Source organism: Saccharopolyspora sp. NPDC045941 (assembly GCF_056431445.1).
Window position 1 is genome coordinate 1 of record NZ_JBWKKU010000011.1, and the last position, 12521, is coordinate 12521.

Consider the following 12521-nt stretch of genomic DNA (forward strand, 5'->3'; position numbering starts at 1 on the left):
CCGTCCTTGTGCCGGTAGCGTTTTTCCGTGCTGACGGTCTTTGTGCGGCCCGCACGCAGATCGGCGAGGGCGGTGTCGCCCTGCTCTTCATCGCCAGGGTAGGTCAGGTCGGAAAAGTGCATTGCGAGAATTTCATCGCGACGGTAACCCAGCAGGTCGCATAATGTGTCGTTCACCGATGTCCAATACCCCTGCAGATCCAGCAGGGCCATCCCGATCGGCGCCGTGGCGAAGCACTGGTCCCACAGGGTTTCGCAGCTACGGCGGGTGGTGACGTCCTCTGCCTGCAATAGGACGGAGCACGGGCGGCTGACGGTATCGTTGATGACCGAACCTGAGAGCCGCACCCAGATCGTCTGGCCGTCGGGCTTGTGGTACCACGTTTCCGCCACAGCGTGTCCGCGCGCGAGGGTGTCCCGGACAACGGCGTTCTGCAGGACCGCGTGGCCTGGACACAAGGTGTCGTGCGGGCGCGGCTGCAGTAGGTCTGCGGCTCCGTGGCCCAGTAGATTGCAGAGCGCCGGGTTGACGTACTGGGGGCGGCCCTGCACATCAAGCACCGCGGTGGGAACGGGCGCCTGATCGAAAACCGCATGCCACTCCACACCGCCCGCCCTGTCCGGCGTCGTCGGAACAGGTGGGCCTGCGCGGGCTGCCGGTGAATCGGGCAAGGTGGGGCCGTGCGCTGCGCATTGAGCCTGCGCGGTGTCATCCCAGCGGCGCTGTTCAAGCGCAAGATTCATCAAGTCTCCGGCAAGCCTGACGTGATAGTCGAACTCACGTGGCGAATGCATGGTCGGAAACTCCGTCGGGATATGAGGCGTATGACGAGGTCGGAGAATTCACAACGTTGTCCCAGTGAGCCTTTTCCAACCTCTTTTTGCGTGGCGGTGCAGGTGGCGGCCCCCCTGCGGGAGTTACAGCGCCCGCCTGGACTCCGGGTGCCCAACCTGATGTATGTCCAATACACGGCGGTTGGGCCGTCCTCGCCAGGCGAACGCTGAGAACCCGCGGCGGTGCAAGCTGCGTAGGTGGGCTATGCGCCTGGCGGCGCATGCGACACCCCGTCGACGTGCGGCGTCGGGCATCGCGGCGACGGATCAGCCAGGATGAAAAAAGCTCAGTAATACCGCACACCACTTCCTCCTCGATTACGGGTTTCTCGTAACGACTCGAAGGCTTCTCTCCGGAATCTCGATTACCCACGCGGGGACGCTGCCGCACACCCAAAACCGGAAACACCGCCACTTGACTTCGCCCCATAGGCTGCTCAGAAGGGAAGCTTGCGCGCGTCGGACGAACGGTTCGCACCGGAGCGCTGCAACGGGCCGCTGGTCCTCGCGCCGTAGTAGCCGTCGTCGTGCCTGCCCGGCTGGTCCATGGCGGCCCGGACCCGCTTGCCTTCGTCGTACTGGTCCACCTCCGCGCCGTCGTGCCCGTGCCCATGCCCGTGCCCGTGCCCGTGGCCATGCCCGTGGCCGTGCAGGCGCTCGGGCACATCGCGATTGGGGTCCCGCAGCTGGGGAATCAGTTCCCGCGCTCGGTCGAGATCCCGCTCGTACTTGAGGACGACGTTCGCCGTGTCCGCCAGCAGGGCGGGCCCCAGTTCGTCGACGCCGAGCACGGCCAGCGTGCGCGCCCAGTCGATCGTCTCCGAGATGCTGGGGGCCTTCCGCAACGGAAGTCCGCGGATGTCGCGCACGATCTCGGCGAGTTGGGCGGCCAGGGCGTCGGGCAGCCCGGTGTTCTTGGAGCGGATGATCTCCAGCTCCCGCTGGACGTCCGGGTAGTCCAGGAAGAGGTGCAGGCACCTGCGTTTGAGTGCCGCCGACAGATCGCGGGTGTTGTTGGACGTCAGCACGACGTACGGGGGCGTCGCGGCGCGGTAGGTGCCGATCTCGGGAACCGAGACCTGGTACTCGCCGAGGCATTCCAGCAGAACGGCTTCGAGCGCCTCGTCGGCCCGGTCGACCTCGTCGATGAGCAGCACGGCGGGCTGCTCGCCGCGCACCGCGTCCAGCAGCGGCCGGCTGGCCAGGAACCGCTCGGAGAAGAAGGCGCTGTCCTGGTCGCCGATCGCGTCGACCGCGGTGTGCAGGTCCGGAGCCTCGGCGACGAGCTCACCGATCTTGTCCCGCAGCATCTGGGTGTAGAGCAGCTGCTTTCCGTAGTCCCATTCGTAGAGGGCCTTGGTCTCGTCCTGCCCCTCGTAGCACTGGAGCCGGAGCAGCCGCCTGCCGGTCGCGGTCGCCAGCGCCTTGGCCAGTTCGGTCTTGCCGACGCCGGCGGGTCCTTCGAGCAGCAGTGGTTTCTCCAGCCGGGTGCTGAGGAAAACGGTGGTCGCCAGGCGCTGGTCGGCGAGGTAGCCGCCCTCGGCGAACCGGTCCAGGACCTCCTGCACCGACTCGAACGGGGCTTCGGTGGTGTCGTGCACGGTTCCTCCGATTCTGGGTGGGGCGGCGGGCTCGCCCGCCACCCCACGCCGGGTCAGCTGAGCAGGTCGTCCAGGTCGCCGGTCATGCAGTGCTCGACGACCGGGCGGACCGTGTCGAACGTGCATTCCTTGGCGTTGCCCGGAGTGCAGGCGTCACCGAGCACGTGCCGGGTGATGGCGTCGACGTCTTCGGCGTCGCCCTTGATCTCCTTGCGTCGCTCGTAGTACTTCGTCGGCCCCTCGCCGAGCCGGTTCTTGGAGTAGGTGTCCTTCTTGACGTCGACGAAGCGCTCCGCGATGCCGACGTCGCGCAGCAGCCGGATCGCCGCAGCCAGCGCCGCGTCCGCGGCCTGCACATCGGTCATCCCATGGGTGTCGATGCCCATGGCCCTGGCGATGTCGGCGAAGCGTTTGTAGGCGACCGGCATGTTGAAGGCCCACACGCGCGGCAGTGCGATCGCGTTGTTGAGCCCGTGGTGGGTGTCGTAGAACGCGCTCACGGCGTGCGAGATCGAGTGGATGATCCCGAGACCACCGGAGTTGAACGCCTGCGCGGCGATGTACTGCGCGTACATCATGCCCTCGCGCCCGGCCAGGTCCTGGCCGTTCCACGTCGCCTCGCGCAGGTGCTGCGCGGTGAGCTTGATCGCGTGCAGCGCGTTGCCCAGCGATGGCTGGAAGTTCAGCCGCGAGACGTAGGGCTCCGAGGCGTGCGCGAGGACGTCGAAACCGCACTGCGCCGTGTAGTCGACGGGGCAGTCGTAGTACAGCACTGGATCGTCGATGGCGAGGCTCGTGACCGAGGCGTCGTCGAAGGCGACGTACTTGTGCGGGTTCTCCGGGTCGGTGGTGGTGTCGGTGATGACGTAGGCCCAGGATGTCTCCGAGCCGGTGCCCGCGGTCGTGGACACCGCGATGTGCGGCGGGTTGTTCGGGTTCTCCGACTTGTTGAAGCCCTCGAAGTCGTTGACGTTGCGGCCGTCGTGGGCCACTGACACCCGGGCTCCCTTGCAGGCGTCGTGCGAGGAACCGCCGCCGATGGAGATGAAGCTGTCGCAGCGGTTCTCCTGGTACAGCGTCACCGAGTCCATGACGTTGTAGTCCTTGGGGTTGGACTCGACCTGGTCGTAGAGCACCGGCTCCAGGCCGTGGTACTTCAGCGACTCGACGATGTTGTGCACGATGTCGGTGCCGCGCAGGCCGGAGGTCATCACCAGCGGCTTGGTGAAGCCGAGCTTGATCGCCTCCGGGCCGATCATCTCGTGCGCCCCGGGGCCCATCAGGGCCCGCGGGAACGGGTGGAACTCCTTGAGCGGGAACGGCTTGAGCAGCTCCTCGACCTTCATGCGGCGTCTCCTCTCCAGCTGACTTCCGCTCGTGACGTGGGTCACGGCGCGGATTGGTGGGGACGCTAGGTCGTCGCGCCGGCCGGCGGCTAGGCGCAGGACTGCAAACCCCCGATGTGGACACCCAAGACCGGCCGTCCAAGCAGTGCGGCACCTGTCCGATCGGACAGGTGCGGGTCAGGACAGGCGTTCGACGAAGTCGGTGGCCGCGCGTACCACCTCCGTCGGATCGCCGGTGCTACCACCGCGTCGCATTGCTCGGTGAAGTCCTCACATCGCGCACGACGCCCGCTGGCCGCTAGCGCCGCGGTTCCGGGGTGGTCCAGCCAATCTGGTGTACCCGGGCCGCCGAGGCTCCGCCAGCTTCTCTCTCCGCCCGGCGCCCGCCTGGTGCACCGAGCACAGCACCACCGCCCCGGAGTCCAGTCCGCACCTGTCCGACCGGATGGGCCGGGACGGACCGTCAGCACGGCGAACCCGCTGGGAACCGGGGGCTAGCTTCGGTTCGACCACGGCGAGACCGCCTGGCAGAGAGGGGAAGTCGCCATGTCCGACCAGACCGCCGAGCTGCCCGAGCACGACCTCGGCTCCGATGAGGTCGAGGAACTCCTCGTCGAAGAGGTGTCGATCGACGGGATGTGCGGTGTCTACTGAGCGCCGCGTCTCCGGGGGCCGATCACTGCCCCCGGAGGCGCGGGACCACCCCGCCTTCGAACCGGATGGCCCCTACGCGCTGAGCCCGAACGTGGCGCTACGCCCGGAGCCCTTCGGCGCACTGGCCTACCACTTCGGCAACCGCCGGTTGTCGTTCCTCAAGACGCCGCTGCTGGTGACCGTGGTCCAAGGCCTGCACAAGCACCGGTCCGCGCGGGCGGCGCTGTCCGCCCACGGCGTCGCCCGGCACGAGGAGCGCGGATACCTCAGCGCGCTCGCGTCGCTGGCCCGCGCGGACATGATCGTCCGCGCCTGACCCGGGAGTTTCCCATGCCCACTGCCGCAGTCCCACCACTGGTCGAACAGTTCAAGCACGGACTCGACTCGCCGATCTGCCTGACCTGGGAGTGGACCTACGCCTGCAACCTGTCCTGCGCGCACTGCTTGTCGTCATCGGGGCGCCGCGACCCCGACGAGCTGAGCACCGACGAGATCAAGCGCGTCATCGACGAGCTGGAGCGGATGCAGGTCTTCTACGTCAACGTCGGCGGCGGCGAACCGACCGTGCGCCCGGACTTCTGGGAACTGGTCGACTACGCCGTTGCCCACCACGTCGGGATCAAGTTCTCCACCAACGGTTTCCGGATCACCCCCGAGCGCGCGAGGCAGCTCGCCGCGACCGACTACGTCGACGTGCAGATCTCGCTGGACGGCGCCACCGCCGAGGTCAACGACGCGGTGCGCGGGCCAGGGTCCTACGACACCGCGATGCGGGCGATGCAGAACCTCGCCGCAGCCGGAATGCGCGGCTTCAAGATCTCCGTGGTGATGACGCGGCAGAACGTCGACCAGCTCGACGAGTTCGAGCGGATCGCCGACTTCTTCGACGCGCAGCTGCGGATCACCAGGCTGCGGCCGTCCGGGCGCGGGGCCGATGTGTGGGACGAACTGCACCCGACCGCCGAGCAGCAGATGCAGATCTACCGGTGGCTGCTCGACCACGGCGAGCGGGTGCTGACCGGGGACTCGTTCTTCCACCTCAACGCGCTGGGTTCGGATCCCCTGCCGGGTCTGAACCTGTGCGGGGCGGGCCGGGTGGTCTGCTTGATCGACCCGGTCGGCGACGTCTACGCCTGCCCTTTCGCCATCCACGACGCTTTCCTCGCCGGCAACATCCGCGAGGCCGGGTTCGGTGCGGTGTGGCGCGATTCCGCGTTGTTCCAGGATTTGCGCCGTCCGCAGACGGGAGGCGCGTGCACGTCATGTGCCGCGTACGACGCCTGCCAGGGCGGGTGCATGGCGGCGAAGTTCTTCACCGGGTTGCCGCTGGACGGCCCGGATCCGGAGTGCGTCAAGGGTCACGGCGCGGCCGCGCTGGCGGCGGTCGAACCGGGCGCCTCGCCGCGGCCGGCGCAGGACCACTCCCGGCCCAGCGCGCGTCAGCAGCAGGTCATGCTCGGGCTGCCGTCGGCCCGCCGACCCGACCGCGCCTGCGACGCGAGCCCGCTGGCGGGGCTGACATGAGCCGGTCGCTGGTCACGCCCGTCGAACTGGGCCGCCATCGGGCACCGAGCCGGGTCCTGTTCGGGCCGCACGAGACCAACCTCGGTCGCAAGCGGGCGATCTCGGACCGGCACGCGGCTTACTACGAGCGGCGTGCGCGCGGCGGCGCGGGTGTGATCGTCACCGAGATCGCCAGCGTGCACCCGTCCGATTGGCCCTACGAGCGCGCGCCGCTGGCCGCCGAGTGCGCCGAGGGGTGGGCGCGGGTGGCGCAATCCTGCCACCCGCACGGCTCGCTGGTCCTCGCCGGGCTCGGGCACGCGGGTCTACAGGGGTCGTCGGCGTTCTCCCAGGCGCCGCTGTGGGCCCCTTCCCGGTTCCCCGACCCGGCCAGCCGTGAGATGCCGATGGAGGTTGAAGAGCGCGAGATCGAAGCCCTCGTGGCCGGTTTCGGCGATGCCGCGGCGCTCGGGGTGCGCAGCGGCCTGGACGGGGTGGAGGTCAATGCCGGGCAGCATTCGCTGCTGCGGCAGTTCCACTCGGGCCTGACCAACCACCGGACCGACGGCTACGGCGAGGACGGGCTGCTGCTGACCGAAGAGGTGCTGCGCGCCGTTCGGGAACGGATCGGCGACGCGCTGCTCGGTCTCCGGTTGAGCTGCGACGAGCTGGCGCCCTGGGCGGGGGTGACACCCGAGACCGCCGCCGAGCAGGCGACGCGGTTGGCGCCGCTGGTGGACTACCTCGTCGTGGTGCGCGGATCTGTGTTCTCGGCGTCGGCGACCCGGCCCGACGGGCACACCGAACCGGGGTTCAACGTCGAACTCTGCCGCCAAGTCCGGCCGCACGGCACGCCAACGGTGCTGCAAGGCTCCATTGTGGATCCGGATCGCGCCCAGTGGGCCCTCGACGACGGTGTGGCCGACCTGGTCGAGATGACGCGCGCGCAGATCGCCGATCCCGATCTGGTGCGCAAGGTTCGTGCGGGGATGCCCGAGCGGGTGCGCCCGTGCGTGCTGTGCAACCAGGCGTGCATGGTGCGGGACAACCGGAATCCGGTGATCTCCTCGGTAGTCGAACCGGGGAGCGGGTACGAACCCGTCGACCTTCCACCGCCGGGCACCGATCCGGCGCCCAAGCGCGTGCTCGTCGTCGGCGGTGGGCCCGCCGGGATGGAGGCGGCGCGGATTCTGGCCGAGCGCGGCCACGCCGTGGAGTTGGCCGAGCGCCAGCAGCGCCTGGGTGGCGCCGCAAGGCTGGCGGCGATGCTTCCCGGCAGGCACCGGTTCACCGACGCGATCCGGTGGTGGGAAGGGGAACTCGACCGGCTCGGCATCGCGGTCCGCCTTGGCGCTGAGGTGGACCAGGCGCACCTCTGGAGTGCGCAGGCAGAGGGCATCGAGGTGGTGCTGACCACCGGATCGGTGCCAGGGCCGAGGAACTACGACATCCGGCCGGGCACCACCGTGCTCGACGCAGCCGATGCGCTGCTCCGCATCGACGACCTCCCGACCGGACCAGTGCTGGTCTTGGACCCGATCGGCGACGCGGTAGGGGTGGGGCTGGCCGAGCTGCTCGCCGAACGCGGCCGGAGGACCTCCCTGGTCACCCAGGACCAGGTTGCGGGCACGAAGCTGGCGATCACCGGGGACCTGGCCGACGCGAACGCGCGTCTCCAGCGCGTCGGCGTCCACCGGGAACTGCGCAGCCTGCTGCGGGAGGTCGGCGATGGTCGCGCCGTGCTGGAGGACTGCTGGACCGCCGAGCGACGCACCGTCGAGTGCGCCGTGGTGATCCATTGTGGACATAGATTGCCAGAGGAGTCGCTGTACCGGCAGGGCACGCCCCGGGCCGGCGACTGCGTTGCGCCGCGCACTGTCCTCGAAGCGGTGCTGGAAGGCCGTCGGACAGCCGTGCGCGTCGGCAGCATGCCCGTCATCACCGAAGCCGGACCGCCGGCGCCCGCGAGGAGCGGCCCATGAGTGGTCAAGGACGCTACCGCTATCTGTTCTCGCCGCTGCGGATCGGTCCTGTGGTCGCGCGCAACCGCATCGTGTTCTCAGCGCACCTGACCAACTACGCCGAAGATGGGCATCCGACCGAGCAGCACGCTGCCTACTACGCGGCGCGGGCGGCGGGCGGCGCCGGGCTGGTGATCACCGAGGAGCACTCGACCCACCCGACGGACTGGCCGTACGAGAAGCTCATCCACGGTTTCCACCGGTCGGTCATCCCCGGCTACCGACGCATCACCGAGGCCGTGCACGCGCACGGGACGCCGATCTTCGCGCAAATCAACCACAACGGCGGTCAAGCCTCGTCGATGTACTCACGCCTGCCGGTGTGGGCGCCGTCGGCGGTACCCGACCCGATGTTCCGCGAGGTGCCCAAGGCGCTGGAGAAGCACGAGATCAACGAGGTCGTCGCCGGGTACGGCACGGTCGCCGCGCATTGCGCTGAAGGCGGCTTCGACGGCGTCGAGCTCCAGTGCTCGCACTCGTCGCTCGTGCGCGGATTCCTGTCCCCGGCGACGAACAAGCGCACCGACGCCTACGGCGGCAGCCTGCCCAACCGAATGAGGCTGCTGCGCGAGATCATCCACGCGGTACGCGAGTCGATCGGCCCCGACCGGGCGCTGGGGGTGCGCATCTGCGGGGACGAGCTGATCGAGGGCGGCACGACCATCGACGAAGCGGTGGAGATCGCCACCGCAGTCGAGGCGACCGGGAAGGTCGACTACATCAACACCTCGATCGGCGTCGCCACCTCGACGCTGTACATGATCGAGGCATCGATGCACGTCCCGCCGGGATACTCGCTGTTCATCCCGAACGCGCTGCGCCGCAGGGTGAACCTGCCGGTGGTGGGCGTCGGGCGGTTCAAGGACCCGCAGCAGGCCGAGCGGGCGCTGGAGGAAGGTCACTGCGACCTCGTCGGCGTGGTGCGCGGGCAGATCGCTGACCCCGACTTCGCGGCCAAGGCGCGGGCCGGAGCGGCCACTGACATCCGCACCTGCCTGTCGTGCAACCAGGAGTGCGTGGGGCGGATGGGGTTGAACCGGTGGCTCGGCTGCATCGAGAACCCCCGTGCTGGCAAGGAATCGACCGCGTTGCCGACTCCGGCCGTCCGCGGCAGACGGGTGCTGGTGGTCGGGGGCGGTCCCGCCGGTCTGCAGGCCGCGGCCGTCGCCGCGCGGCGCGGACACCGGGTCACGGTGCTGGAGGAACAACCGCGCACCGGAGGCCAGGTATCGGTCGCGGCGAGCGTGCCGAGCCGGGCGGAATTCCTCGATGTGGTGCGGAACCTCGCTGCCGAGTGCGAGCGGCACGGGGTCGAGATCCGCACCGGGGTGCGCGCCGACGCGACGCTGATCCGGGCTGAGAGCCCCGACGTGGTCGTGCTGGCCACCGGTGCCCGTCCGCAGGCTCCGCACTGGGCTGGTGGTTGCGAACGGGTGGTGGACGTCCGCGACGTGCTGGAAGGACGGGCCGAACCCGATGGCGACGTGGTCGTCGTCGACGACCTCGGCTTCCACCAGTCGACCTCCACCGCGGAGCTGCTGGCCGAGCGCGGCTGTGCGGTCGAGCTGGTCACCGCGGGCATGGTCGTCGGGCAAGACCTGGGCATCACCCTTGACATGGAGTCGTTCAACGTCCGCGCCCACCGGCATGGGATCACCCAGTCCACCGACCTGGTGGTGATGGGCTGCGGTCGGCAGGACGACGGGGGCGTTGTCCTGCAACTGCTGCACCACCCGACCGGCCAGATGCGCGAGCGCCGGTGCGACTGGGTCGTCTGCGCGACGCATCAGGCGCCGAACGACCAGCTGTGGCACGAACTCCGCGGCAGCCCGTTCGACGTGCACCGCGTCGGCGACTGCATCGCCCCCCGCCGAGCGCACGCCGCCGTGGTGGAGGGCCATCGAGTGGGGGTGGCGCTGTGAGCCAGCACAAGATCGCCGTAATCGTCGTGCGCGACGGCACGCTGCCGCTCGGGGCAGACGAAGCAGTGGCAGAAGCCGGAGGTACGGCCCTGGTGGTCGGCAGCGGCGCACGCGCAGCAGCCGAAGGGCTCAGCGCGGACCGCGTCGTGATCGCCGAGAGCAGCCCGGCCGAGATGGGCGGCCTCGCCGCGAGCATCGCGCCGGAGCTGGACGACCACCGGATCGTGGTGCTGCCGGCATCACCTGACGGCCGCGACCTTGCCCCGCGGCTGGCGGTGGAGCTGGACCGGCCGCTGCTGGCTTGGGCGACCCGATGCGGCGACGACGAAGTGGAACTGGCGCGCTTGGACGATCGCGTCGCACTGCGCGTCGCGGTGGACCGGCCCGTGGTCGTCACGCTCGCGCCGAATGCGCGGAGCGCCGAAGCGCGACGGCAGCGTCCGCGCATCGAGCCGCGTGTCGTGCCGGAGCGGGTCCGGCACGACGCGCGGCTGGTCGAAACTCTCCCGCCCGATCCGTCCACGATGGATCTCGGTGAGGCGCCGCGGATCTTCGCCGGAGGTGCGGGATTGGTGCCACCGGGGGAGTCCGGAACCGAGGCGATGCGGCTGCTGGGCGAGGTGGCCCGAGTCCTGGGCGCCTCGGTCGGGGCGACCAGGGTCGTCACCGACGCGGGCTGGCTGGACTACTCCCGCCAGATCGGCACCACCGGGGTCGTCGTCGACCCGCGGCTGTACGTCGCGTTCGGAATTTCCGGGGCCACGCAGCACACCGGCGGGCTCGGCGACCCCGACTGCGTCGTGAGCATCAACACCGATCCGTCGTGCCCGATGACCGCCATGGCCGATCTGGGCATCGTCGCCGACGCGCCCGAGGTGCTGCGGGAACTGGCCCGCAGGCTCGGGGTGGCGGAGCAGTCGTTCGCGGGAGGGAGGCACCGTGCCGGTTGACGAGACGCAGTTCGACGCGGTGGTAGTGGGTGCGGGACCGGCTGGCTCCGCCGCGGCGCTGGAACTGGCCCGCGCGGGTCGCCGGGTTGCGCTGCTGGAACGCGGTCCGTTCCCAGGATCGAAGAACGTCTACGGCGGTGTGGTCTACGGCCGCATCCTCGACGAGGTCGCCGAGCAGTGGTGGAGCGAGGTGCCGGTGCAGCGGTGGATCACCCGCCGCAGCACGATGATGCTCACCCCGACGCAGTCGATATCGGTGGACTTCCGCAGCCAGGACTGGAGCGGGCCGCCGCACAACGGCATGACCACCTACCGCGCGGACTTCGATTCCTGGCTCGCGGGCAAGGCGGTGGGGGCGGGTGCCGAGCTGATCACCTCCACAGTGGCGACCGAACTGCTCCGCGAGGACACCGGGCGGATCGTCGGTGTCCGCACCGACCGGCCCGACGGCGATCTGCGTGCGCCGGTGGTGATCGCCTGCGATGGCGTGAACTCGTTCCTGGCCAAGAGCGCCGGCCTGCTGCCGGCGGCCGACGCCGAGCACCACACGCTCGGTGTGAAGGAGACCCTCGCGCTGCCGCGCGGCGTCCTCGAGGACCGGTTCGGCCTTGGCCCGGATGACGGACTGGACATCGAGATGGTCGGCTGCACCGGCCCGATCGCTGGCGGCGGTTTCCTCTATACCAACAAGGAAACCGTCAGCATCGGGCTCGTGCTTGCGCTGTCCGACCTGGCGAGGTCCGGCCGCAGGCCTGAGGAACTGCTCGCCGAGCTCAAGGCGCATCCATCGATAGCGCCGATGCTGCGGGGCAGTGAGCTGAAGGAGTACTCCGCGCACCTGATCCCCGAAGGTGGCTACGACCACATGCCCAGGCTGGCCACCGACGGGCTGCTGCTCGCCGGGGACGCGGCCGGGATGTGCCTGGCGGCGGGCATCTGGCTGGAGGGCGTCAACTTCGCGATCGGCTCCGGCCTGGTCGCCGGTCGAACGGCCGCACGTGCGCTCGATCGAGGGGACGTGACGGTGGCGGGGCTGGCGCAGTACCGCCAGCGGTTGGCCGACACCTTCGTCCTGGCCGACCACCGGCGCCTCCGGCGGGCGCCGGGGTTCGTGCTCTCGCCACGTGTTCAGCACGAATATCCGGGCTTGGTCTGCGACTTCCTGCAGCATCTGTTCACAGTGGACAACCCGGAACCGAAGCCCCGGATGGGTGCATTGCTGCGCAGGACCGCGCGGCGACGGGGGATCAAGCTCACCGACCTCGCCCGCGACGCGCTGGCGGGTATGCGGGCCTTTCGATGAAGGGAAGTGACCGATGACGGGTACCGACCGCTACCCGCCGACGTCGTTCGAAGAGCGGATGGACGGCGTGGAGTTCCGGGTTTCCGAGCGGGCGCACATCACCGTCGACTCCGAGGCGTGCCGATCGTGCACGACGAAGGCGTGCGTGCACTCGTGCCCGGCCAAGCTGTTCGTGCCGACCGGCGACGGCGGAATCCTGTTCAACTACGAGCAGTGCTTCGAGTGCGGGACCTGCTACATGGTCTGCAATGAGTCGGGCGCGATCACCTGGACCTATCCCGACGGCGGTGACGGCGTCGTGTTCCGCAACGGCTGAGCGCATGCCTTCGAACTCCGCTCGCGGCGGCGGAACCTCGCGCGGCGGAAAAGCGGCTTGGTCCGTTGGAAG

Annotated in this window: 11 protein-coding genes; 8 read left to right on the forward strand and 3 right to left on the reverse strand. The window is 69.5% G+C overall.

Annotation, left to right across the window (positions count from 1 at the left end; translation table 11 throughout):
- The 3 genes from AC07FN_RS11180 to mdo all read right to left on the reverse strand — a co-directional run.
- On the reverse strand, positions 1 to 794 hold a 794-nt coding region (locus AC07FN_RS11180; RefSeq protein WP_478395503.1), incomplete at its 3' end, for a PAS domain-containing protein.
- A gap of 476 nt (positions 795 to 1270) precedes the next feature.
- Complete coding sequence (locus AC07FN_RS11185; RefSeq protein ID WP_478395504.1) at positions 1271 to 2434, reverse strand: AAA family ATPase; 1164 nt, start codon at positions 2432 to 2434, stop codon at positions 1271 to 1273.
- A 53-nt stretch (positions 2435 to 2487) separates the two neighbouring features.
- Complete coding sequence (mdo, locus tag AC07FN_RS11190) at positions 2488 to 3780, reverse strand: NDMA-dependent methanol dehydrogenase (RefSeq protein ID WP_132493451.1); 1293 nt, start codon at positions 3778 to 3780, stop codon at positions 2488 to 2490.
- Positions 3781 to 4326: 546 nt separating this feature from the next.
- Between mdo and mftA the strand changes: the two genes are divergently transcribed.
- From mftA to AC07FN_RS11230, 8 genes are read left to right on the forward strand one after another with little or no spacing between them, the layout of a single operon-like run.
- Positions 4327 to 4434: a mycofactocin precursor MftA gene (mftA, locus tag AC07FN_RS11195; protein ID WP_478395505.1), complete on the forward strand. Its 108-nt coding sequence runs from the start codon at positions 4327 to 4329 to the stop codon at positions 4432 to 4434.
- Positions 4424 to 4750, forward strand: a complete 327-nt coding sequence (gene mftB / locus AC07FN_RS11200; protein ID WP_435876213.1) for a mycofactocin biosynthesis chaperone MftB — start codon at positions 4424 to 4426, stop codon at positions 4748 to 4750. The genes mftA and mftB overlap by 11 nt, the downstream gene beginning before the upstream one ends.
- Before the next feature lie 14 nt (positions 4751 to 4764).
- On the forward strand, positions 4765 to 5958 hold the full coding sequence (gene mftC / locus AC07FN_RS11205; protein ID WP_478395506.1) for a mycofactocin radical SAM maturase: 1194 nt from the start codon (positions 4765 to 4767) through the stop codon (positions 5956 to 5958).
- Positions 5955 to 7919 (forward strand): mycofactocin system FadH/OYE family oxidoreductase 1, encoded by a 1965-nt coding sequence (locus AC07FN_RS11210; RefSeq protein ID WP_478395507.1) that lies wholly within the window; start codon positions 5955 to 5957, stop codon positions 7917 to 7919. The genes mftC and AC07FN_RS11210 overlap by 4 nt, the downstream gene beginning before the upstream one ends.
- Positions 7916 to 9880, forward strand: a complete 1965-nt coding sequence (locus AC07FN_RS11215) for a mycofactocin system FadH/OYE family oxidoreductase 2 (RefSeq protein WP_478395508.1) — start codon at positions 7916 to 7918, stop codon at positions 9878 to 9880. The genes AC07FN_RS11210 and AC07FN_RS11215 overlap by 4 nt, the downstream gene beginning before the upstream one ends.
- The gene (locus AC07FN_RS11220; protein ID WP_478395509.1) at positions 9877 to 10830 is read left to right on the forward strand and encodes a mycofactocin-associated electron transfer flavoprotein alpha subunit; all 954 of its coding nucleotides are present in this window, start codon (positions 9877 to 9879) and stop codon (positions 10828 to 10830) included. The genes AC07FN_RS11215 and AC07FN_RS11220 overlap by 4 nt, the downstream gene beginning before the upstream one ends.
- Positions 10820 to 12133, forward strand: a complete 1314-nt coding sequence (locus AC07FN_RS11225; RefSeq protein WP_478395510.1) for an FAD-dependent oxidoreductase — start codon at positions 10820 to 10822, stop codon at positions 12131 to 12133. The genes AC07FN_RS11220 and AC07FN_RS11225 overlap by 11 nt, the downstream gene beginning before the upstream one ends.
- Positions 12134 to 12146: 13 nt before the next feature.
- Entirely contained in the window at positions 12147 to 12449 is a 303-nt protein-coding gene (locus tag AC07FN_RS11230) for a ferredoxin family protein (RefSeq protein WP_363816748.1), read from the forward strand.
- The last annotated feature ends 72 nt before the right edge of the window (positions 12450 to 12521 follow it).

Excerpts from the sequence above, each read along its gene's own strand:
- mdo (WP_132493451.1), bottom strand. The coding sequence starts at position 3,780 with ATGAAGGTCGAGGAGCTGCTCAAGCCGTTCCCGCTCAAGGAGTTCCAC.
- AC07FN_RS11210 (WP_478395507.1), top strand. The coding sequence starts at position 5,955 with ATGAGCCGGTCGCTGGTCACGCCCGTCGAACTGGGCCGCCATCGGGCA.
- mftC (WP_478395506.1), top strand. The coding sequence starts at position 4,765 with ATGCCCACTGCCGCAGTCCCACCACTGGTCGAACAGTTCAAGCACGGA.
- AC07FN_RS11215 (WP_478395508.1), top strand. The coding sequence starts at position 7,916 with ATGAGTGGTCAAGGACGCTACCGCTATCTGTTCTCGCCGCTGCGGATC.
- AC07FN_RS11230 (WP_363816748.1), top strand. The coding sequence starts at position 12,147 with ATGACGGGTACCGACCGCTACCCGCCGACGTCGTTCGAAGAGCGGATG.
- mftA (WP_478395505.1), top strand. The coding sequence starts at position 4,327 with ATGTCCGACCAGACCGCCGAGCTGCCCGAGCACGACCTCGGCTCCGAT.